This window comes from Marinobacter antarcticus (genome assembly GCF_011049865.1).
In the GTDB taxonomy this organism is placed as follows: Bacteria; Pseudomonadota; Gammaproteobacteria; order Pseudomonadales; family Oleiphilaceae; genus Marinobacter; species Marinobacter antarcticus_A.
On record NZ_DRGY01000137.1, the window covers coordinates 1 to 21,313 of the forward strand.

General features: G+C 57.6%; 20 protein-coding genes. 7 read left to right on the top strand and 13 right to left on the bottom strand.

All coding sequences use genetic code 11. The features are described 5' to 3' along the window. Positions 1–518: aminotransferase class I/II-fold pyridoxal phosphate-dependent enzyme (locus ENI00_RS16365; protein WP_304104666.1), on the bottom strand; the 518-nt coding region annotated here is incomplete at its 3' end. Here ENI00_RS16365 and ENI00_RS16370 point away from each other — a divergent pair. Continuing rightward, positions 504–1,235 (top strand): MalY/PatB family protein, encoded by a 732-nt coding sequence (locus ENI00_RS16370; RefSeq protein WP_414674274.1) that lies wholly within the window; start codon positions 504–506, stop codon positions 1,233–1,235. The two genes, ENI00_RS16365 and ENI00_RS16370, sit on opposite strands and share 15 nt — an antisense overlap. Positions 1,236–1,247: 12 nt before the next feature. Here ENI00_RS16370 and ENI00_RS16375 read toward each other — a convergent pair whose 3' ends face one another. From ENI00_RS16375 to ENI00_RS16385, 3 genes are read right to left on the bottom strand one after another with little or no spacing between them, the layout of a single operon-like run. Beyond that, positions 1,248–1,667, bottom strand: coding sequence for a hypothetical protein (locus ENI00_RS16375; RefSeq protein WP_304104668.1), 420 nt, complete (start codon positions 1,665–1,667; stop codon positions 1,248–1,250). Between the two features lie 21 nt (positions 1,668–1,688). After that, complete coding sequence (locus ENI00_RS16380; RefSeq protein WP_304104670.1) at positions 1,689–2,627, bottom strand: DMT family transporter; 939 nt, start codon at positions 2,625–2,627, stop codon at positions 1,689–1,691. A 45-nt stretch (positions 2,628–2,672) separates the two neighbouring features. Beyond that, positions 2,673–4,088, bottom strand: a complete 1,416-nt coding sequence (locus tag ENI00_RS16385; protein WP_414674275.1) for a succinylglutamate desuccinylase/aspartoacylase domain-containing protein — start codon at positions 4,086–4,088, stop codon at positions 2,673–2,675. A 229-nt stretch (positions 4,089–4,317) separates the two neighbouring features. Here ENI00_RS16385 and ENI00_RS16390 point away from each other — a divergent pair, with 229 nt between their 5' ends. Further along, entirely contained in the window at positions 4,318–4,476 is a 159-nt protein-coding gene (locus ENI00_RS16390; protein ID WP_304104673.1) for a YqaE/Pmp3 family membrane protein, read from the top strand. Between the two features lie 56 nt (positions 4,477–4,532). Here the strand turns inward: ENI00_RS16390 and ENI00_RS16395 are convergent, their stop codons facing one another. Genes ENI00_RS16395 through maiA form a run of 3 tightly spaced genes read right to left on the bottom strand, consistent with a single transcriptional unit; the run spans position 4,533 to position 7,977 of the window. Beyond that, complete coding sequence (locus ENI00_RS16395) at positions 4,533–6,200, bottom strand: MBL fold metallo-hydrolase (RefSeq protein WP_304104772.1); 1,668 nt, start codon at positions 6,198–6,200, stop codon at positions 4,533–4,535. Between the two features lie 10 nt (positions 6,201–6,210). After that, positions 6,211–7,311, bottom strand: coding sequence for a 4-hydroxyphenylpyruvate dioxygenase (hppD, locus tag ENI00_RS16400; RefSeq protein WP_304104675.1), 1,101 nt, complete (start codon positions 7,309–7,311; stop codon positions 6,211–6,213). Positions 7,312–7,344: 33 nt separating this feature from the next. Next, complete coding sequence (gene maiA, locus ENI00_RS16405; RefSeq protein WP_304104677.1) at positions 7,345–7,977, bottom strand: maleylacetoacetate isomerase; 633 nt, start codon at positions 7,975–7,977, stop codon at positions 7,345–7,347. Between the two features lie 266 nt (positions 7,978–8,243). On the opposite strand from maiA, the gene ENI00_RS16410 reads away from it, so the two are divergent. Genes ENI00_RS16410 through ENI00_RS16425 form a run of 4 tightly spaced genes read left to right on the top strand, consistent with a single transcriptional unit; the run spans position 8,244 to position 13,436 of the window. Beyond that, complete coding sequence (locus tag ENI00_RS16410; protein WP_304104680.1) at positions 8,244–10,580, top strand: cytochrome P450/oxidoreductase; 2,337 nt, start codon at positions 8,244–8,246, stop codon at positions 10,578–10,580. 28 nt (positions 10,581–10,608) lie between these two features. Beyond that, positions 10,609–11,625 (top strand): TRAP transporter substrate-binding protein, encoded by a 1,017-nt coding sequence (locus tag ENI00_RS16415; protein WP_304104681.1) that lies wholly within the window; start codon positions 10,609–10,611, stop codon positions 11,623–11,625. A gap of 27 nt (positions 11,626–11,652) precedes the next feature. Next, positions 11,653–12,138, top strand: a complete 486-nt coding sequence (locus ENI00_RS16420) for a TRAP transporter small permease (protein ID WP_304104683.1) — start codon at positions 11,653–11,655, stop codon at positions 12,136–12,138. Beyond that, entirely contained in the window at positions 12,135–13,436 is a 1,302-nt protein-coding gene (locus ENI00_RS16425) for a TRAP transporter large permease (RefSeq protein WP_304104685.1), read from the top strand. Before ENI00_RS16420 ends, ENI00_RS16425 begins: the two co-directional genes overlap by 4 nt. A 26-nt stretch (positions 13,437–13,462) precedes the next feature. Here the strand turns inward: ENI00_RS16425 and fahA are convergent, their stop codons facing one another. Both fahA and hmgA read right to left on the bottom strand, forming a co-directional pair. After that, complete coding sequence (gene fahA / locus ENI00_RS16430) at positions 13,463–14,764, bottom strand: fumarylacetoacetase (protein ID WP_304104687.1); 1,302 nt, start codon at positions 14,762–14,764, stop codon at positions 13,463–13,465. Positions 14,765–14,767: 3 nt separating this feature from the next. Beyond that, positions 14,768–16,072, bottom strand: a complete 1,305-nt coding sequence (gene hmgA / locus ENI00_RS16435) for a homogentisate 1,2-dioxygenase (protein WP_304104689.1) — start codon at positions 16,070–16,072, stop codon at positions 14,768–14,770. Positions 16,073–16,259: 187 nt separating this feature from the next. Between hmgA and ENI00_RS16440 the strand changes: the two genes are divergently transcribed. Then, positions 16,260–16,685, top strand: a complete 426-nt coding sequence (locus tag ENI00_RS16440) for a thioesterase family protein (protein WP_304104775.1) — start codon at positions 16,260–16,262, stop codon at positions 16,683–16,685. Here ENI00_RS16440 and ENI00_RS16445 read toward each other — a convergent pair. The 4 genes from ENI00_RS16445 to ENI00_RS16460 form a co-directional block, all read right to left on the bottom strand. After that, positions 16,671–17,963, bottom strand: a complete 1,293-nt coding sequence (locus ENI00_RS16445) for an MATE family efflux transporter (RefSeq protein ID WP_304104777.1) — start codon at positions 17,961–17,963, stop codon at positions 16,671–16,673. The genes ENI00_RS16440 and ENI00_RS16445 overlap by 15 nt on opposite strands. 282 nt (positions 17,964–18,245) lie before the next feature. Continuing rightward, the gene (gene tpx / locus ENI00_RS16450; RefSeq protein WP_304104691.1) at positions 18,246–18,743 is read right to left on the bottom strand and encodes a thiol peroxidase; all 498 of its coding nucleotides are present in this window, start codon (positions 18,741–18,743) and stop codon (positions 18,246–18,248) included. A gap of 69 nt (positions 18,744–18,812) precedes the next feature. Continuing rightward, positions 18,813–20,024 carry a Bcr/CflA family multidrug efflux MFS transporter gene (locus ENI00_RS16455; RefSeq protein WP_304104693.1) on the bottom strand — a complete coding sequence of 404 codons (1,212 nt, stop codon included), beginning with the start codon at positions 20,022–20,024 and terminating at the stop codon, positions 18,813–18,815. A 221-nt stretch (positions 20,025–20,245) separates the two neighbouring features. Next, a complete protein-coding gene (locus tag ENI00_RS16460) occupies positions 20,246–21,160 on the bottom strand; it encodes a LysR family transcriptional regulator (RefSeq protein ID WP_304104695.1) in 915 nt (304 codons plus the stop codon). Between the last annotated feature and the right edge of the window lie 153 nt (positions 21,161–21,313).

A 21,313-nucleotide genomic window follows, 5' to 3' on the forward strand; every position in this document is an offset into this window, starting at 1 on the left:
CTGGCGAGCGAGGCCAACATACGGTGCCGAGGCTTGTCGGCGAAGGTGAGGTCGCAGTGGATCTCGTCGGAAATGATCACCAGATCGTGGCGGCGAGCGATATCCAGAACGGCCTCCAGCTCCGGTTCCGACCAGATCCGCCCAACAGGATTGTGCGGCGAGCACAGCATCAATAGGCGGGCATTCGGGCGCGAGGCACAGGCTTCCAGATGTTCGATATCCATCCGGTACTGCCCGGTTTCCTCATTCAGAATCAGCGGGTTTTCGATCACCGCACGGCCGCTGAGGCGAACAGAACTGAAGAACGGCGGATACACCGGCGGCTGCACAATCACGCCCTCGCCGGGGGCCGCGTAGGCCATGCAAGCCGCGTGAAGCGACGGCACAACGCCCGGCGCCATCAATATCCACTCCCGGTGTATGTCCCAACCATGGCGGTCACGGAACCAGTCCATCATCGACTGAAAAAGGCTTTCGGGGAACAGGGTATATCCGTAGACCGGATGGATATCGAACATCTGGAAACCTGTGCTTCGCGCCCGAATACTCGGTTACTGATGCTGTGCTCGCCGCACAACCCTGTTGGGCGGATCTGGTCGGAGCCGGAGCTGGAGGCCGTTCTGGATATCGCTCGCCGCCACGATCTGGTGATCATTTCCGACGAGATCCACTGCGACCTCACCTTCGCCGACAAGCCTCGGCACCGTATGTTGGCCTCGCTCGCCAGGCCGGGTGATTCATTGATTACGGCGGTTGCGCCGAGCAAGAGCTTTAACATACCGGGGCTTGGGCTCTCTGCGCTGGTAATTCCAGACCGCAAGCAACGGAATGCCATCAAAGCGGTGTTTGATTCCATGCACTTGCCCCAGTGTAATCCGTTCAGCACGGCGGGATTTGAAGCCGGCTATCGTGACGGTGCGCCCTGGCTGGACGGCCTGTTGGCGTATTTACAGAAGAATCGCGATTTTGTGCTGGAAACCGTCAACTCCCGGCTGCCCGGCATTCGAGCCCAGGCACCGGAAGGGACGTATCTGATATGGCTCGATTGCCGCGGCCTGGGGCTGAATGACGCGGCCCTGAAAGAACTGTTTGTGGCAGGCGCCGGTGTTGGCATGAGCCCAGGCATCTCGTTCGGGGAGCAGGGCAGTGGTTTTATGCGCCTCAACATCGGCTGCCCGAAAGCGGTACTGGCGGATGTGTTGCGGCGCATCGAAGCGGTTTTGCCTGCCCGCTAGCCAACCGAAAGGCTAGGGATCAAGCTGTTCCGGATCAATCACTGAGCAATGGCCCTCAACAAGTTCCCAGCGCGGCGGTGTGTTCATGCCAGGCATGTCGCCTTTGTTTTGTTTGATGACCCGCCACACCTTGCCGCCGTGGCTTGCCAACTGGCCTTCTTTGTAGGTCTGGGCATAAAGCCATTGTTCCGGGCGCACGCAAATCCCTGACGTGCTTTCATCAGATGTGCTTCCACCGGACGTGCCTCCATCAGAGTTGCTGGTAGAGCCTGTGGCCCCGGTTATGGTGGCGTCCTTGGTGGTGTCCGGCGTTGTCACTTGAACGGGCTCATTGCTCTGGGCATGAGCGGCGAAGCCGAGTGTCGCAATAAACAAAGCCAGCAGCGACGAGGCTAGCGTTTGACGAAATCCGAAAGTGGGCTTCTTGAGCATGATGGGCTCCTTATGCGTTGGTCATGAAAGTTTGCTGTGATTCGGTGCTTGTCGGCCTGCTCGAGTGGCCAGTAACAGGCCTGCGAGAATAAACGCGCCGCCAATAATATGGAACAGTCCGAGTGACTCGCCGAGAAAAACGCTGGCCAGGATTGAAGCAAAAACCGGCGTCAGATAGATAAAAATGGCCGCCCTTGAGGGACCGATGCTGTGCACGGCGTAATTCCAGAAGCCGTAGGCGAGAATCCCCGGAAAGATGGCGAAGTACGCAAGCGGCAAAGCGGTTCCCCGGGTCAGCTCAAAGCCACCTGAGAAGAACAACAGGTCGCCCAGATAAAACGGCAGGATAACCAGGGTGCCAAGCAGAATTTGGGTGCTAAGGAAAACAAACCCGGGCAGCGGCACTGCCTGGCGCCGTAATAGCACGGAAAACAGGCCCCAACTGAACACGGCAGCCACCATGATCAGGTCACCCGGCTGGGCTTCCAGGCCGGTAAGCACCGATAAGTCTCCCCGTGCCACCACGGTGAGAATGCCCAGTATTGCCAGACCAATCCCTAACATCTGAATTGGCCGGGTGCGATCCCCCAGAATAATCCAGGCTAACAGGGATACGAAAATCGGAATGGTGGCGTTAATCAGGGCAATGTTGGTCGCCGTTGTGGTTACCGCCGCCACGTACAGCAGGGAATTGAAAGCGCCGACGCTGAACGTGGCCAAAACCAGCATGGCCTTGAGATGCTGACGGATCACCCCGCGATACTGCCAGATACCGGGCAGCGCGAACGGTAACAGAATGGCGAGTGCGATCATCCAGCGCCAGAAGGCCATGGAAAGGGGCGGTATGCTGTCCACCGTGCCCCTCGCAACCACCGCGTTACCCGCCCAGAAAAGAGGCGTCAGAACGAGCCCTGCATAGGTCAGGGTGGCAGATCTGGCCGAATTATTTCCTGAAGACACGTTAGCTCCTGTCAGCTTTTCGCGAAAGCGCAAAACGATAGGATACTATTCTCCCGGGACTTTTGCCTCTGTACCAATGTGGTAGGCGGCGAAACCCGCCATAACCACCTGGTCCACAGCCATACCGATAATACGGCCATCGCTGCTGGCGTGAATGGGGTATTGGGCGTTGGTAATCGGGTCGGAAATGTAACCGAGAATTTGACCTTCGGATACCTTTGCGCCCAGCTCAACCTGGCTGAACAGAATGCCGCCGTCGTTTGCCCGCACCCACGCTGAGTCGTAATACACCGGCTCCGGGTCGCCCCACACAAACATTCGGGAAATCATGCCCTGCTTTTCCATCAGACTGTTGAGGCTGTTTACGCCGGCATCAATCTGATGTTCCTGAATGCGATGGGACTCGCCGGCCTCCAGCGTTACCGTACGAATGCCCGCGTTGACCGCTGCGGTGCGAAGCATTCCCGGTGATCCGCTGCTGTGCACCACCGCCATGCGATCAAAGCCCCGCGTAAACTCCGCAACGATGGGGTTATTCATATCCGCACGAAGCTGGGGCAGGTTGGTTCGCTTCAAAGAGCCGGTATGGATATCGACCAGCATGTCGCAGTGCCGGATAATTTTTTCGAACAGTGAGTGGGCAATACGGTCTGCCAAGCTGCCATTGGGACGGCCGGGGAAGTGCCGGTTCAGATCCCGGCGATCCGGCAGATAACGACTGCCTTGCTGGAACCCGGGCAGGTTCACAATGGGAATGCCCACAACACTGCCAGTCAGTTTCTCCGGGTCAAGGTCATACATGGTCTGGCGGATAATTTCGATGCCGTTGAGCTCGTCACCATGGATCGTGCCGGTCAGACATAGCGTAGGGCCTGCGTTGACACCATTGACCACCAGAACCGGCGTGGGCTGCGCCAGCCCGGCTATCTGAATGCCCGATGACCAGGCCAGACGGGTTGAGGTGCCGGGCAGAACCTCACTGCCGAGCAGAACAAGATTCTTGGCCGGTTGCGGCTGTTTCGCCGGCGATTCGGGTGCCGTTTCCGTCGTTTCCGTAGTCTCCATAGAGCCCGCAGTGCCCGCGGTGTTCTCTTCGGGCATCTCTGCGCTATTTTCTGCGGTATTCTCTACGGTAGTCTCTGCGGTAGTAGGTGGCTCAGAAGTCGGCGCTGGTGCCACCTCTTTCAGGTCGATGTTAGGTGCGACCTTTTTGGGTTCTTGCGCGGGTTTGGGTATGGCTTTTCCGGGTATGGGGGCTTTTTCCGGCGCAGGCGCTTTGCCGGGGGTGCGTCGAGGCTCTGAGTGCTCTACATCCGAGACGCTCTCGTCTTCCGCCAGCTCTGCCAGCAGGATTTCCCCCGAGGTTTTTGGTTTCTGCTGTTTCTGATCCGCGGGAGGTTCTGCCATTACCGTGGCGGGCAACGCCAGCAACAGTGCGCAGAAGAAGGATCTGGCGTTCATAAACATGTTCGGCCTGTAAAACAGCATGATTCCTCGCAGGTCATAAACAAAGGCCCAAGAATAAAGGCTGAGCAGCGTTCGTGGATATGGCCGTGACAAAGGTTTAATGCCATATTCATGGTGTTGCCATGTGTTTTCGGCGAATTTGCGTAAAGTGTTCGTTCAAAATTCTTGCAGCAACCAGCGTGTGCAAGTGACTTGGTTATATCCGACGAGGAGAAAGAACAATATGGACTTTTTGCGAATTATTATTGCTATTTTGTTACCGCCGCTGGGTGTTTTCCTGCAGGTGGGTATAGGGAAACACTTCTGGATCAACATCCTGTTGACCCTTCTGGGCTACATCCCGGGCATCGTGCATGCGGTGTATATTATTGCCAAGAAATAGTATTCGGCAGAAATAAATAGCTCCCGGCAGGCGCTGGGCCTTCCGGGAGACGCGGCTCAGGTTGTCGGCGTAGCCTGCCAGAGCCCGTCCTTCTGGGTGGCTCGGCCATCGGCCTCCAGTTTCAGCAGGTGGGCCAGTGCAGAACGGGCGGCGACACCGTGAATCTCGGCTGGCACATCGTCGTAGGCTTTGCCGGTGAGATCTTTCAGCGCCACAGGCGATAGCTCTCCGAGCGCTCTCGATATCTTGTGTTCCCGTGCCAAACGGTGGGTAATCAGGTAATCAATGACGGCTTCCGGGTGGCTCATCAAAAAGCCGTGCGCGGGTGCGATATAGCGAACCGGCTCCGCCAGCAAATCATACAGTGATTCCAGATACGCTTTCATGTCGCCGTCGGGCGGGTTGATGACCACCGTGGAGCCCTGCATGACGTGGTCCCCGGAAAACAGCAAGGCTTGGTTTGTCAGCAGGTAGCACTGGTGATTGGAGGCGTGCCCGGGTGTGTGCAGCGCTTTTAACGTACCGGCATCGGTTTTAATCAAAGCTCCATGCTCGGGCTGTTCGTCGGGCGTAAACGTCTGATCCTGTGAGGCGCCGGCCGGCGCCGGTCTGCCATACACCCGACACCCGGTTTTTTCTTTCAGGGCGCGCGTGGCCGGGGAGTGGTCAAGGTGGGTGTGAGTGACGATCACCGACTCTATCTGGCCACCCGTCACCGCCATAATCCGCTCAATGTGTTTGTCTATGTCGGGGCCAGGATCCAGCACCGTGAACCGTTTGTGCCCCAGGATGTAGGTGTTGGTGCCCGGCCCGGTCATCATGCCCGGATTAGGTGCGGTCAGGCGAATTACGCCGGCCGCCACCTCTACCGCGTCACCGGGGATAATGTCGGATACTGTAGTGCCTTCGCCTTCCGGGTCCAGCTTGGCTGCCTCATCGTAAGCTGGCGCACCGGGTTCCAGAACCACCGGTTGACCGCGCTTCAGGGCCGGCCAGGGTTGGCTCGGGTAGGGCTCAGGTGGGTTCGCCCAGGCGTAACGCATCAAGGTTTCGGTGGTGTCAAAATCACGCAGTACCCGCAGGGTTCTTATGGTCGGCAGAGTCATTAATAGCTGACCGGCCCGATGCGCTTCCAGGGCCTTGGCCGGGCTGACCCAGAGGTGGTGGATGGTTTCCTCGCCATCGGGACTTACGGGTTGATTCTCTGGCGCTGTTGTTACAAAGAACCGGGTATCAAAACGCCGGGGAGCGCCGGGCGGGGTAACCCAATGGCTCAGGTAGGCCAGTCTGTCGAGGGGGATCGTCAGCGTGTGCCGCTGGCATAATTCGGCGAGCGGCAAGGCGCCACTGAACACGGCTTTACGATCGCCATGAACGGCGTGATCGGCATTCACCGCGCGCCTGTCGGCATCCACCGCGATGAGCACACCGGCTTCTTCAAAACACTCACGAACCGCGGCTAACATATAGTCTGTGCCGCCTTCGCCCAGGCTCATGGTGTGGCTGATCTCGGTGTCCTGAGGGCCGGCCGCATGAGGGCGCCCCCGGGCGTCTTCCTGATCTACGGCGCCGCCGGGAAAGACGTAATAGCCGGGCAAAAACACCGCGTCCCAGGTGCGCTGTAACAGCAGTATCTCGATGCCAGCACCGCTCTTATCAGAGCGATCAGAGTCAGCAAACGCATCCCGCACCAGTGCCAAAGTGGCCGCAGGGCGAATCGCCATAGAGGGATCGTTATTCAAAGCCATCATCTCCACCAGTCTTTACACCCAGCACGCCCCGGCGAACCTGGTCACGCTCGATCGATTCAAACAAGGCCTTGAAGTTGCCTTCCCCGAAACCTTCGTCGCCTTTGCGCTGGATAAATTCAAAAAACACCGGCCCCATCAAGGTTTCCGAAAAAATCTGCAACAACAGGCGATGATCGCCGTCTATCGAGGTGCCGTCCAGCAGTATCCCGCGAACCTGCAGTTCGTTAACCGGCTCGCCGTGCCCGGGCAGACGCTCATCAAGCATTTCGTAGTAAGTGGTGGGAGGTGGGGCCATAAACCGCATGCCCAGAGCTTTCAGCGCATCCCAGGTGCCCAACAGATCGTCTGTGCTGAAGGCTACGTGTTGAATGCCTTCACCGTTGAATTGCATGAGGAATTCTTCGATTTGCCCGGCGCCCCGGGAGGATTCCTCGTTCAGTGGAATGCGGATCATGCCGTCTGGCGCAGCCATGGCCTTGGAGGTCAAACCGGTGTACTCGCCTTTAATGTCGAAGTACCGGAATTCGCGGAAATTGAACAGCTTTTCGTAAAAATTCGCCCAGTAGGCCATGCGCCCCCGGTACACGTTGTGGGTCAGGTGATCGATCACTTTCAGGCCGGTGCCCTTGGGGTTGCGATCAACACCGTCAATAAACAGGAAGTCGATATCGTAGATTGACGTGCCTTCCCCGAAACGGTCAATCAGGTACAACGGAGCCCCACCAATGCCCTTGATAGCGGGCAGCCGCAATTCCATCGGCCCGGTGGGTATGTCCATTGGCTGGGCTCCTAACTCCAGGGCGCGGGCGTAAGCGGCCTGGGCGTTCTTGACCCGGAACGCCATGCCGCATACCGAGGGCCCGTGCTCCGCCGCAAAGTAGGACACCACGCTCTTGGGTTCGCTGTTGAGAATCAGGTTGATCTCACCCTGACGGTAAAGCGAAACCTTCTTGGATCGATGATTGGCCACCTTGGTGAACCCCATCATGGCAAAGAGAGGCCCCAGGATATTGGGGGTGGGTGACGCAAACTCGATGAATTCAAAACCCATCAGGCCCATGGGGTTGTCAAACAGATCAGCCATAGTCGCACTCCCTGGTCTTATTCCTGCCTTTGCTCAAGCGGGTTTGTCCGCTTGAGCGTCGGGATGCGCACGCTGGAATGCCGGATGTTCAAGCGCCAGGCGCTCAACTCGCATTATTTTCGGGTAGCGGTTCAGATCAATTGCGAAACGCCGCGCGGCATAAACCTGGGGCAACAGATACACGTCCGCCAGCCCGAAGGCGCCAAAACAAAAACCCTGATCATCAATCAGCGCCTCGACGGCATCGAACCCGAGGCTAATCCAGTGCCTGATCCAGTTGTCGATCTCCGTCTCCGGGAGGTGCAACTGACGCAACCGGCTCAGCACCGACACATTGTGCAGCGGGTGAATGTCACACCCGATCAACGCCGCAACACCGCGATGCCTGGCACGTTCCAGAGGGCTGGTCGGTAACAGCGGCCTCTGGGGGAAGCACTCTTCGAGATACTCGATGATCGCCGGCGATTGAATCAGTACCTGATTGAGTTCCACCCGCAGTGCCGGTACCCGGCCTTGTGGATTAATGGCCCGATATTCAGGCGTGAATTGCTCGCTGAGATTTCCCGCCAGATTGATGGGTATGGAGTGATAGTCCAGCTCTTTGAGCTCCAGCGCAATGCGCAAGCGATAGGAAGACGTGGAACGGTAGTAGGTGTAGAGATCCATCGAGCCTGCCACATTTCAGGAGAGAACTTGCGCGCCGCCTGGCTGCAGCGAATGTATCCACAGCGCGTTTACTCAATTTGTAATCTGCGTCCATACCCTGCGTGTGTCAAGTAACGGCAAAACGTTTATCGGCGTACAAAAAAATAGAGGTTAGCCATTGCTTGACCATCGTTAGGGTTTAACTTAGTTTTTATGTTTAACGTGCATGTGTTTCCACGGAAAGTTTGAACCTAGTTCCGACGTCTCGCGCGTGCTCAGGAGTTGCTATGGCGGACCATCCTTTCTCGAGCTCTTCTCCCCCGGCAGGGCAGTGTCCGATGGGCGGTTTCATGACCGCGCCCAATGGGTGTCCTGTTTCGCCTGAAGCGGCCGATTTCGACCCTTTCGAGAGCGCTTATCAGCAAGATCCTCCGGAAGCCCTGCGCTGGTCGCGGGATCAGGAACCGGTGTTCTATAGCCCGAAACTGGGGTATTGGGTGGTGAGTCGTTATGCAGACGTAAAAGAGATATTCCGCAACAACCACGTGTTCTCGCCAGCCATTGCGCTGGAAAAAATAACACCGGTGTCGCAAGAGGCTCAGGACACGCTCAAGCGCTACGATTACGCAATAAATCGAACGCTGGTAAATGAGGATGAACCAGCCCACATGGAGCGCAGGCGTGCGCTGATGGAATCGTTCACACTCGATGAACTAACGCATCACGAGCCAATGCTCCAACGTCTGACACAGCAATACCTGGACCGGATTATCGATAAAGGCGAGGCCGATCTCGTTGACGAGATGCTGTGGGAAATCCCGTTGACCGTTGCTCTGCATTTTTTGGGCATTCCCGAAGAAGACATGGACACCCTGCGCGAATATTCCATCGCCCATACCGTAAACACCTGGGGGCGTCCGTCAAAAGAAGAACAGGTTGCCGTCGCAGAAGCGGTCGGGAAATTTTGGCAGTATGCCGGTAAGGTGCTGGAAAAAATGCGCCAGGACCCGTCAGGGCATGGATGGATGAAATACGCCATCCGCAAGCAGAAAGAGCTTCCGGACGTTGTGACGGATTCCTATCTTCACTCCATGATGATGGCGGGCATAGTCGCGGCCCATGAAACCACAGCCCACGCCTCGGCCAACATGTTCCGGCTGCTTCTGGAAAACCGCGAAGTATGGAACGACATTTGTGACAACCCCGCTCTGATACCCAACGCGGTGGAAGAATGCCTGCGCTATTCGGGCTCTGTTGCAGCCTGGCGGCGCATCGCCATGAACGATACCCGTGTGGGCGATACGGAGATTCCCAAAGGCGCCAAGCTGCTTATTATCAGCGCATCGGCCAACCACGACGATCGCCACTTCGAGAATCCCGACGATCTGGATATTTATCGGGACAACACCACAGATCATCTTACGTTCGGTTATGGCGCCCACCAATGCATGGGCAAGAATCTGGCGCGGATGGAAATGCGCATTTTCCTTGAGGCGTTCACTCGTCGCCTGCCGCAGCTTGAACTGGTCCCTGATCAGACCTTCACATTCGTACCCAACACCTCGTTCCGTGGCCCTGAGCACCTTTGGGTTCGCTGGGATCAACACCAGAATCCTGAACGGCGCGATCCGGGTGTACTCACGCGTGTTCACCCATTCACCATTGGTGCACCAACGCCAAACGACGCCGCACGTCCGGTGCGGGTAGCCGAGGTGGTGGCCGAAGCCGAGGGCGTGGTCCGGTTGGTGCTGGAAGATCCCCGCGGCCGCAAGCTGCCGCGATGGAGCCCGGGTGCTCATATTGATGTGGTTGTCGGCGATTTTGCCCGCAAATATTCATTGTGCGGCGACCCGGCAGATCCCTACCGTTTGCAGGTGTCCATTCTGAAGGAGGCCGCCGGGCGCGGAGGTTCGGATTTTATCCACGAGACGGTCAAGGCCGGTTCCCTGATTAAAATTCGAGGCTTGAAGAACCACTTTCGCCTGGATGAAACGGCAAGCTCTTATTTGTTGATCGCCGGAGGCATTGGCATCACACCGATCATTGCGATGGCAGATCGCCTCAAGCTCCTGGGCAAAGACTACGTTATCCACTACTGCGGTCGAGCCAGAGAGACCATGGCGTTATTGAGCCGCCTGGAGCGTGACCACGGCGACCGGTTACACTTATACTCTGCCAGCGAGAATCAACGCCTGTCACTCACCAACCTGGTTGACAACGCCGGTGCTGAACAGATCTACGCGTGTGGCCCGGAGCGCTTGCTGGACGCGATCGAGGACGCTACATCGGACCAACCCGAGAGACTGCACATCGAACACTTTACCGCCACCGGCGCGGTTCTGGACCCCGCTCGGGAGATCGGTTTCGACGTGGTGCTGACAGATTCCGAACTGACGGTTCAGGTTGCGCCGGATCAAACGGTGCTTCAGGCCTTGCGGGCGGTGGGTGCCGATATTCCCAGCGACTGCGAGGAAGGGCTCTGCGGCACCTGCGAGGTAGCGGTGACCGCCGGTGATATTGATCATAGAGACAAAGTATTGACCGCGTCGGAGCGGGCACAGAATCACCGAATGATGACGTGCTGCTCCCGAGCCCGCAAAGGAACGATTTTTTTGGCTATTTGATAAACACAAGAATAAGGATAAGAACATTGTGAAAAATGTACTCAAACTCTCAGCTCTTGCCAGTGTTTCGTTGCTGTTGGCGGCGCCGTTATCGGCACAGACAACCCTCAAACTCAGCCACTTTTTGCCCGCTGTGCACGGTATTCATACGGATTTTATCGTGCCCTGGACAAAACAGATTACCGAATGTACCGGTGGCGAAGTACAGTTTGAGATCTACCCGGGCGGCACTCAGCTTGGCAACGTTGCCAAACAGCAGGAACAGGTGCTCGCGGGCGTTGTGGATATTGCGCACGGGCTGAACGGCATTCCACGGGGCCGGTTCCCGCGCACATCGTTAATAGAGCTGCCCTTTCTGACTCGCGATGCCGGAGCCGCCAGCGAAACATTGTGGGAGCTCTATCCTGAATACCTGGCACCGGAGTACAAGGGGCTCAAGGTACTTGCGCTCCACGCGCACAATGGCGGCCTTATTCACACCTCGGAAAAGAAAGTGGAAACCATGGAGGACATGGTGGGGCTTCGTCTGAGAACCCCCAGCCCGGCCATTTCAGACGCGCTTACGGCTTTGGGGGCAACGCCTCAGGGCCTGCCCCCTGGCGCGGTTTACGAGAATATTCAGAAGCACGTTATTGATGGCACGGTCTTTCCCTGGGACCCGATTAAATCCTTCGGTCTGAACGAAGTGCTGAAATATCACCTGGATGCCGGCTTTTATACGGTGCCGTTCTTTTTTGTGATGAATCAGCGTAAATACGATTCGTTGCCCGCCAATGTACAGACCTGCATCGACGATGCTTCGGGCGCTCCGCTGGTTGCCAAATTCGGTGACTGGTGGGACAAGTGGGATGCGGCTGGCCGAAAGGAAGCTGTGGAAGCGAATCACGTTATTACGGAGCTGACCGATGCTGAGCGCAAGCGCTGGCGCGAGACATTGCAACCGACCACGGATGCCTACATCGAAAAGACCACGGAGCAGGGCGTTGATAATGCGCGTGAAATCTATGAGCGCATGGCAGAACTGCTCAACGAGAAACAACAATAAAACGACACTGGTGTTGGCGATAGCCCTATGAACTATGTACTTCAGCCGTTGCGCGCGCTGGTTATCGTATCAGCCGCAACGGGCGTGGCCGCGTACGCTGCGGCTGCGCTGTTCACTGTGGGCGACGTTGTTGGTCGCCAGATTGGCATGCCCATTCCCGGCGTCGTTGATCTCGTTCAGCTCTGCGTTGTGGGGGGTGCCTGGCTTGTGATCCCCTACGCGTTTTTAACGGGCGCCCACGTTGGCGTTGACCTGTTGGTCGAGTCCTTTCCCCGGGCGCTGGAAACGCTGCTTCGCACGATCGCCGGGCTCGCCGCCATCGCGCTGCTGACACTGATGTTCCACTACTGTTACGAGACCTTCCAGCAAAAACTGATGTTTGGCGACCGCTCCCAGCAATTGGGTATCCCGATCTTCTATTTCTGGATTCCGCTGCTGTATGGCGTTGCCCTGTCCATCGTCGCGGCGGCGTTAGCGATCATTCCCACACCCCGGCTAGAGGCATCGGAATGACGCCAGCCACCATGGGCTTTATCGGTTTTGGAGCAACGCTGCTGCTGATTGCGTTCGGTTTTCCTGTTGCGGTGGCCATGGCGCTTTCAGGCGTCGTTGGCTTCTGGTTGCTGAACGGCTTGGCCGGCGCCGGGTTCATTCTGGGTTCGTCCCCTTTTGAGGCCATTTTTCCCTATTCACTCAGCGTCGTGCCGTTGTTTGTGATGATGGGGGTTTTCGCGGCGAGAGCCGGTTTGTCGCGTTCATTGTTCGACATGGTTAACAGCTTTCTGGGCCATATTCGAGGCGGCTTGGCGGTGACGGCTGTGGGTGCCTGTGCGCTCTTCGGTGCCATCTGTGGTTCGTCGCTTGCCACCGTTGCCACCATGGGTCGCGTCGCAATACCGGAGATGGAGAAGCACGGTTATGACGGGTCGCTGTCTTCCGCGTCTATCGCGGCCGGTGGCACTCTCGGGGTGCTGATACCGCCCTCTATTTTATTGGTGATCTACGGCATTCTGACCCAGACATCCATTGGTCAGCTTTTCATCGGGGCCATTTTGCCCGGCATCCTCGGGGCTGTTCTGTACGGTTTGGCCATTGTGGTGCGCGTGCGCACGAAGCCCGAACTGGCGCCACCGGCCGTCAAATCCGGGTGGGCTAAACGGCTGGCAAGTCTCCGGCGGGTCTGGGGCGTGCTGCTGCTGTTCTCACTGGTGATCGGTGGTATCTACCTGGGTTGGTTTTCACCGACGGAAGCCGCCGCCGTTGGTGCGGTAGGGGCGTTCATTCTCGCGCTGATTTCCGGGGAACTGAACTGGCGTACGCTTTGGGAATCGGTGCGTGAGACGGCCGGGCTGACCGGCATGATCTTTTTCATCCTGATCGGCGCGTCACTGTTCAACTATTTTCTCGAAACAACTGGCCTTCCCAGCGCGCTTATTGCGGGCATTGAGAGCAGCGGTATGGGGCCAACAGCGGCTTTGATACTGATCCTGCTGTTCTATATCGTGCTGGGCTGTTTTATGGACGCCATGTCCATGATTCTTTTGACCGTGCCGTTCCTCGCGCCGGTTGCCACCTCGCTGGGATTCGACATGGTCTGGTTTGGCATTCTAGTGGTGACCGTTGCCGAAATCGGACTGATCACGCCGCCCATTGGTATGAATTTATTCGTTGTGCAGGCCACACAACCTGGCCTGACTCAGCGCACGGTGGTGCGAGGCATCCTGCCTTTCATTATCGCGGATGTCATCCGGCTGGTGATTCTGGTCGCCGTACCGGCTCTTTCCCTCTGGTTGCCAGCGATGATGTTCTGACAAGGCTGCCGGGCGCAGACGCGGGTCTAACGCGCAGGTTGCACCTTGCCCCGGCATTCACCAAACCCAATGGTCGGATAGCCGTCACGCCGGCAGCGCGCCTGCAGGATGACTTCATCGCCATCTTCCAGAAAAGTGCGCTGTTCGCCGCTGGCCAATGTGAGCGACTGTTTGCCCCCGTTCGTGCTTTCCAGCAGGCTGCCGACCGCATCAGGGCTCTGACCGGACAGGGTTCCGGAACCGAACAGATCACCGGCTTGCAACTTGCAGCCGCCAACGCTGTGGTGCGCGACCATCTGGGCGACGGTCCAATACATATTCAGCGTATTGCTCAGCGCCAGTCGCTGAGGCGGCAAGCCTCGTTCCCCCATGGCTTCCGTGAGCAGCAACACCTCGAGTTCCACATCGAAGGCGCCCGCCGCCTGATCAGCATCGTCAAGCAGGTAGGGCAGTGGCTGCGGATCGCCGTCTGGGCGCGCGGGCTGGGCTTTGCGGAATGGCTCAAGCGCTTCGGGTGTGATGACCCAAGGGGATACGCTGCTGGCAAAATTCTTTGCCAAAAAAGGACCAAGGGGTTGGTATTCCCAGGCCTGAACGTCGCGGGCTGACCAATCGTTCAACAAGCAGAACCCGGCTATATGAGCGCTGGCCTCACCAATAGGGATAGGCTCGCCCATGGTGTTGCCCGGCCCAAGCCAGATCCCCAGCTCCAGTTCGTAATCCAGCCGTTTGCTGGGGCCGAAACTTGGGGTCTCCTGGCCGGCTGGCAGGGTTTGGCCATTGGGTCGGCGCACAGGCGTGCCCGAGATGCAGATGGTTGAGGAACGGCCGTGGTAACCAATGGGCACGTGTTTGTAGTTGGGCAGCAATGGATTGTCCGGCCGGAAAAAACGGCCGACGTTGTTGGCGTGATGAATGCCCACGTAGAAATCGGTGTAGTCGCCTACGTGGGCCGGCAGGTGCAACTCACAATGCTTCATCGGCGCAAGCAATCCGTCGCCGAGGGCCCGCATGGTCGCCTGCTGCTCGCTGTGTTCGTCCAGCAAGCTTAACAATGCTGTTCGTAAGGCTTTGCGGCTGGACGCGCCCAGCGCGAAGAAAGAGTTTAGCTGCTCTTGGCTGGCGGCTTCCGCCGCGGCGACGGCGTCACCGGTGAACAAGCCCGCGTCCAGTGCGGCTTGCAGATCGAGAATCCGGTCACCAATGGCAACGCCGCCCCGGGGTTTATGATCGGGACGACTGAAAATCCCCAACGGCAGGTTCTGAATCGGGAAGTCAGGATGGTCGTTGGCAGAACTGACCCAACTCTTTTGCGGCTGCGTTGTCATTGTTCAGGGGCTCCCTGGGTCGAACGTTTTGCCCATACCTGCCCAGCAGGCGTCGTAGTCTTGTTGTCGCTGCGGGCAATCGAGCGCATGGCGGCTGGCGCGCAGAACGCTGCCGGTTTCAAACATGAACGCCATGCTCTGATCGATCTTGTGGGGCGCCAGGTCAGCGGCAATGGCCTGTTCGGTGCTGGCGTTGTCGGGGCCATGGGCGCTCATGCAGTTGTGCAGAGAAACGCCACCGGGAACAAAGCCCTCGGCTTTGGCGTCGTACGCGCCCTTGATCAGCCCCATCAACTCGTTCATCCGGTTGCGGTGAAACCAGGGCGGCCGGAAGGTGTTTTCCGCTACCATCCAGCGCGGCGGGAAAATCACGAAATCGATATTGGCCTGGCCCTGAGCCGTGCCGGGCGAGGTTAGCACCGTGAAAATGGACGGGTCAGGGTGATCAAAGCTGACCGTGCCGAGCGTGTTGAAGCGGCGCAAATCGTACTTGTACGGTACGTTATTGCCGTGCCATGCCACGACATCAAACGGCGAGTGGTCGAGATCTGTGGCCCACAGCTCGCCGAGAAACTTTTGCACCAGAATCTCGGGCTGATCAAGGTCTTCGTAACGCGCGACCGGTGTCAGAAAATCTCGCGGACTGGCCAGCCCGTTGCTGCCGATTGGGCCTAAATCCGGCAACCGCAAAGCACAGCCGTGGTTTTCACAGATGTAACCGCTGGCGCTGGCGTCAAGCAACTCGATGCGGAATTTGAGCCCGCGTGGCAGCACCGCGATTTCTTCTGGCTCGATGGCCAGCACGCCAAGCTCAGTGGTAATTTTCAAACCACCCTGTTGCGGCACGATCAGCCATTCTCCGTCGGCATTGAAGAACGCCCGTGTCATGGAAACATTGGCTTGATAAAGATGGACGCTGACGCCGCTGGTTTGCTCGGCGGGGGATGTTGCCGCGATGGTGGTTAAGCCGTCCAGGAAGTCGGTGGGTTCGGACGGGACGTCAAAAGGATTCCAGCGTAGACGATTGGGGTTGATTGGCCCCGGTTCCCGGCCCGTGACCTGTTTGGTCAATCGATGATATTCGGGGTGGTTCGCGGAGGGTTTGATGCGATACATCCACGTGCGCCGGGATTCGGCGCGGGGAACCGTAAACGCCGTGCCCGAGAGCAGCTCCGTGTACAGGCCGTAAGGGACTTTCTGCGGGGAGTTTTGCCCCACCGGCAATGCGTCAGGCAGGGCTTCGGTGCTGAATTCATTACCAAAACCGGACTGGTAGATAAGGGCATCGGACGAAGGCTGTGGTGGCATGTTCACCTCTTTGCGTGCAACGATTGCGCTTGAAGTCATTTCAATTAAAGTAATTTGTGCCATGAACAAGGTCAAGTTATAAAGCAGGACGGTTTCCAAACCCGACGGTAACGCGCCATTGGCGAGCCCGCGGCGTATCATGCCCTCTCGCCCCATCCCCCAACACGCTGACAGACAGGTATCCGAAGTGGCCCGAATTGAACTGGCTTTTCCCGGCGATGTATTCTGCTTTGAAACCCGCATTCCGGTGCGTATTACCGACATTAACGGCGCCAATCATCTGAGCAACGACGCTTTGATCTCCATGCTTTCCGAGGCGCGCGCCCAGTTTTTGGTGCGCTACGATGTGTCGGAGGCCAGCAGCGACGGTATCGGTATCATTGTGACCGATCTTGCGACCATGTATCAGGCGGAGTCGTTTTTTCCGGAAATGCTGCGTTTTGAAGTCGGATTGATGGATTTCAATAAATACGGTGGTGACTTTGTATTTCGGGTGACCAAGGCACAAAGCGGTCAGCCGGTGGCGCTGGCAAAATACGGTTTCGTATTTTTTAACTACCAACAAAAGAAGGTGGTACCCATCCCCGAAAGTTTTCGATTACGTTTTGCCTGAACCGGTGTCGGGCGTGCGTAACTGTGCCATTCCGGTGCGGTAGAAATAATACGCCATGATGCCGGCGAACAGATTGCCTACCAGGGCACCGCTCATCAGGCCGAAAATGCCGTTGAGTTGGCTGCCCACCCACAGCAGTGGCAAAAAGCAAAGAAACAGCCGCAGGATTGAAACCAGCAACGCCCTCATGGCAAGGCCAAGGGCGTTGCACACGGATACCATCAACATGCATACGCCCAGGCCGCTGTAGCTGAGCGGCACCCGCACAAGATAAGCCCCGAGAATATCCTGTACTTGCTGATCGCTGCTGAACAGGTCAGAAACAAGGCCGGAGGCGATAAGCCAAAGCAGGCCGATGGCCAGTTGCCAGCCCACCACAAAGCGTACGGCAAGCCGCACCAGCTTGCGGATCTGTTCAATGTCTCCTGCGCCCAGCATGCGCCCGATCATCGGTGGCATGGACATCGTGAGTGCCAGCACCACCACAATGGAGAAAAACTCCAGGCGCGTGCCAAGCCCCCAGGCAGCGACCGCGGCCGAGCCGTAGCCGGCGACCAGAGCGGTGGCCAGCATGGCTGACGCGGGTGGCATGAGCTGGCTTACCATGGCCGGCGCCATAATGCTGTTGAGTTGTTTCAGGGCACGGCCAAGCGCAAGTTCGCGAAGATCAAAGCGGGCCCAGCCACGTTTCAGAAGCTTCGGGTAAATAAACAGGCAGCCAATGCCGAAGGAGGTCACGGTGGCCCAGGCGGCGCCGGGCAACCCCCAGTCGAAAACAAAAATGTACAGTGGGTCCAGGCCGATGTTGGCCAGGCTGGTAGCCATCATCATGTAGCCCGGCAGTTTGGTGTCGCCATGGGAGCGACAGATGCTGTATCCAAAGTAAAGAAACGCGCCAATCCAGGCAGAGAGTAGCCAGGGCACCCAATAGCTGCGCACCAATGGAAGCAGAGCATCATCGGCGCCGAGTGCCGTCATGATCGGGCTTTGCAAAAGCCACAGGGCGATACAGAGCAGAAAAACCAGTGCGCTGCCAACGGTAATAACGAGCCCGCCGAGGCGGAATGCCCTGAGTTCGTCGCCCACACCAAGAGTTCGTGAAATTATCGCGGTTGTGGCGATGCCCAGGCCCACTTGCAACCCGATGATGAGCTGCTGCATGGGCAGTGTGAAACCAAGCGCTGCCAACGGATCCCGGCCAAGCTGGCCAATGAAGGCGCTGTCGACCAGTTGAAATGTCATCAACGAGAGTACGCCAAACAACATAGGCCAGGTCATGGTGAAGAGCTGGCGGGGGAGGCTGACGGTTTCGGGTTCTTTGCTCACGGGTTGGGGATAATGCCTTGGTCTTGAATTGGTGCTGAAGTTTAACAGGTTCGAGTTCTGATGTTGGGGGTAGCCTTGCGGGCGGGCCGGCTTCCCCGGACACGCCGTGAACCCGTCCCTGGGGGCTTGGCATTGCCATCCATGGCAATGCACAGTCCGATGAAGCCGGCCCGCCCGCAAGGCGTCGGCCTGGGTGAGGCCTGCTCAGTTTTTACGCTGAGAGTAGCTGTAACCTTAAAGAACCTTCAGTGCTGCTTCGTAGTCTGGCTCGTCTTTGATTTCATTGACAAGTTGGCTGTGGATAACCTTGTCGTTTTCATCCAGAACCACCACGGCGCGGCTGCAAAGCCCGGCCAATGGGCCATTCTGAATGCTGACGCCGTAGTCCTGCTGGAAGCTGTAATTGCGGAAGGAGGAAAGTGTAATGACGTTTTCCAGGCCTTCTGCACCGCAAAAGCGGGCAGCTGCAAAGGGCAGGTCGGCGGAGACAACCAGTACTACGGTGTTGTCCAGAGCGCCGGCTTTTTCGTTGAACTTACGAGTTGACGCGGCGCACACGCCAGTGTCGATGCTGGGGATGATGTTCAGGATTTTGCGCTTTCCCGCCCAGCTATCGAGTTTTACGTCTTCCAGGCTGGCGTTGGTCAACGTTAAAGCCGGGGCCGTGTCGCCGTTTTGTGGAAAGGTGCCGCTCAGTTCAATCGGGTTGCCGTCAAGTGTGACTGTGCTCATGAATTGCTCCTTGTTATCGGTTAATGTTCATAAACAGCTTACTCTTTTTCGTCCACTTTGGATGGGTTTTCATCCTGCTTGTGGCTCAAATCCGGGCGCGGGGTGGCGCTGAACCAGCAGCAGGTAGCTGGCAAGAGACAACACACCACAGATGGCAATGATGGTCGCCATCACCAGTGAGGTGCCGTTGTGCAGGTGGCCCACAAGCATGCCGGCGCCAGCGGCGACGGACATCTGAGCGAACCCGAACAGCGCCGAAGCGGAGCCGGCCATGCGCGGGAAATTGGCCATGGCACCCGCCATGGTCTGGGGCAGAACCATGCCAGTGCCGACCATAAACAGTGCCTGCGGCAGGATCACCGCCCACACACTGAACACCTCTGCGAGAGCCAGAGCAACCATCAGGCCACCTGCGACAACGGCGATGAGCAGGCCGCGAACGAGGATTTGATCCGGCACCATGCGGCTGCCAAGTCGAATGGCCAAAAGGTTGCCGGCGACGTACCCAGCAACGATGCCCGCGAAATACAGGCCAAACTGTTGCGGCGGTATTTCGAGGAAATCAATCAACACGAACGACGAGCCGGAGAGAAACGCAAACAGCCCGGAGAATATCAACGCGTTGGTCAGCGTATAACCAAGAAAGCTGATGTCGGTTCCGATGGCGCGGTAATTTCGAATCAGGCTGCGGAGCCTCAGGGGCTGGCGGTATTCCGGGCGCATGGGCTCGGGAATGCCGAAGGTGACGACGACGGCCATGACCAGCGCATAACCACCCAGCGTTATGAAAATGGAGGGCCAGCCCAGGGTTGCCACCATCAGGCCGCCGAGTGTTGGCGCCACGGCCGGTGCCAGGGCCATGATGCTGGCAAGAATCGCCATGATTTTTGCGGCTTCACGGGGCGTGTAGATATCCCGGATGGCCGCGCGACCCAAAACGGGCCCTGCTGAGCCACCCAGTGCCTGCAGAAAGCGGCACAGAATCAGGGTTTCTATATTGCTGGCCAGCGCACAGCCGATGCTGGCCAGGGCAAACAGCACGAAGCCGCCCGCCATGATGGGCTTGCGGCCGAACCGGTCGGCCAGCGGGCCGCACACCAGTTGTGCGATGGCAAAACCGACCATGTACAGGCTCAGCGTTAGCTGAACCTGGCTGGTACCACTGCCAAAATCGCTGCCGATCTGCGGCAACGCCGGCAGATACATATCGGTGGCTAATGGCCCCAGAGCGACGGCGGCGGCGAGCAGTATGGTGGTCCATATACTGGTGAGTGCGAGCATTTTCTATCCATGCATGTATTGGGAGAGGCAGGCGTGGGACAGGCTTTCCAAAACCCGCTCAAGCACGTCCATGTGGCGCTTGGGCTCCGCCATCCATGGCTCCGCACAGTTTTGGAAAGCCTGTCCCACATCTGCAATCAACTTCGGAAGGATTCTAGAGGTTGTTTGGACAAAAAATAACGGCAGTGCTGCTCATAGGATGTATGAAAAAAATTAATGGGTTACTCGCTCAGGCCATTCATGGTGGCCGCCACAGCGTTAACCTGGTTTCTTAACCAAAGGTGGGCCGGGTCGTTCTGATTGCGGCGGTGCCAAACCATCAGCAGTGTAAAGGGCTTGAAACTGAAGGGTAGAGGCACCCATTCAAAATCCCGGAGTAAGTGTTTGCTCATGCGTTCCGGTGCGGTTGCCAACATGTCGGTGCCCCGGAGAAACTCGGGCAGGCCGGAGAAGTTGGAAACAGAAATAACGTTTCGACGGGTCAGTCCGCGGGCTGAAAGCCCGGCTTCCAAGGCAGGCTGCTCGCCGCTGACGAACACCAATGACACGTGATCAGCCTTCAAATAATCGGTCACGCTCTGGGGCGCCTCACGCTTTTTCGGGTCGTAAAAAACCACCATGCGATCGCCCATCAGGCCTCTCTGCATGATGTCGGTGGCTTCCGGAGCATGGGGCGAGATGATGAGGTCACAGACATCCTTACGCAGCATTTCCGCGCTGGGAATGCCCGACGGAATTACCTGCAGCAGAATGCCCGGGGCCTGTTGTCGCAACCGCTGCATCAGCGGCGGCAGCAGCAGATCCCGTTCGTAGTCGTTGGCCGCCACGGTAAAGGTGAATTCTGTGGTTTCCGGCGTGAACGGCGGGCCGCCGGAGGCCAGCGAGTGCATATCGTACAGAATCTGGCGTACATGGGGGCCGGTCTGGAATGCGTATCGCGTGGGCACAATGCCGCGCCCGGACTTGACGAACAAAGGATCCCCAAGGGCTTTGCGCAAGCGCTCCAGGGTGTGACTGACCGCCGATTGGCTAACCCCGAGCTTCACAGCTGCGCGAGAAACGCTGCCTTCGTCGAGAACAACGACAAACGTATGAAGCGCGCGAATGTCGAGATTGAATGTATCAATAAGGTTCATGGATGAGAGTGTAATCCAGAACCACCATTCCCGGAACCGGGTTCAACATCAAAAAATTCATGATAAAAAATGAGGGTATGTTGACGTGATCCACCACTGCCCATCGCCTGTGGTGATTGGTATGATTGTCCACCACTGACCACACAATCAATA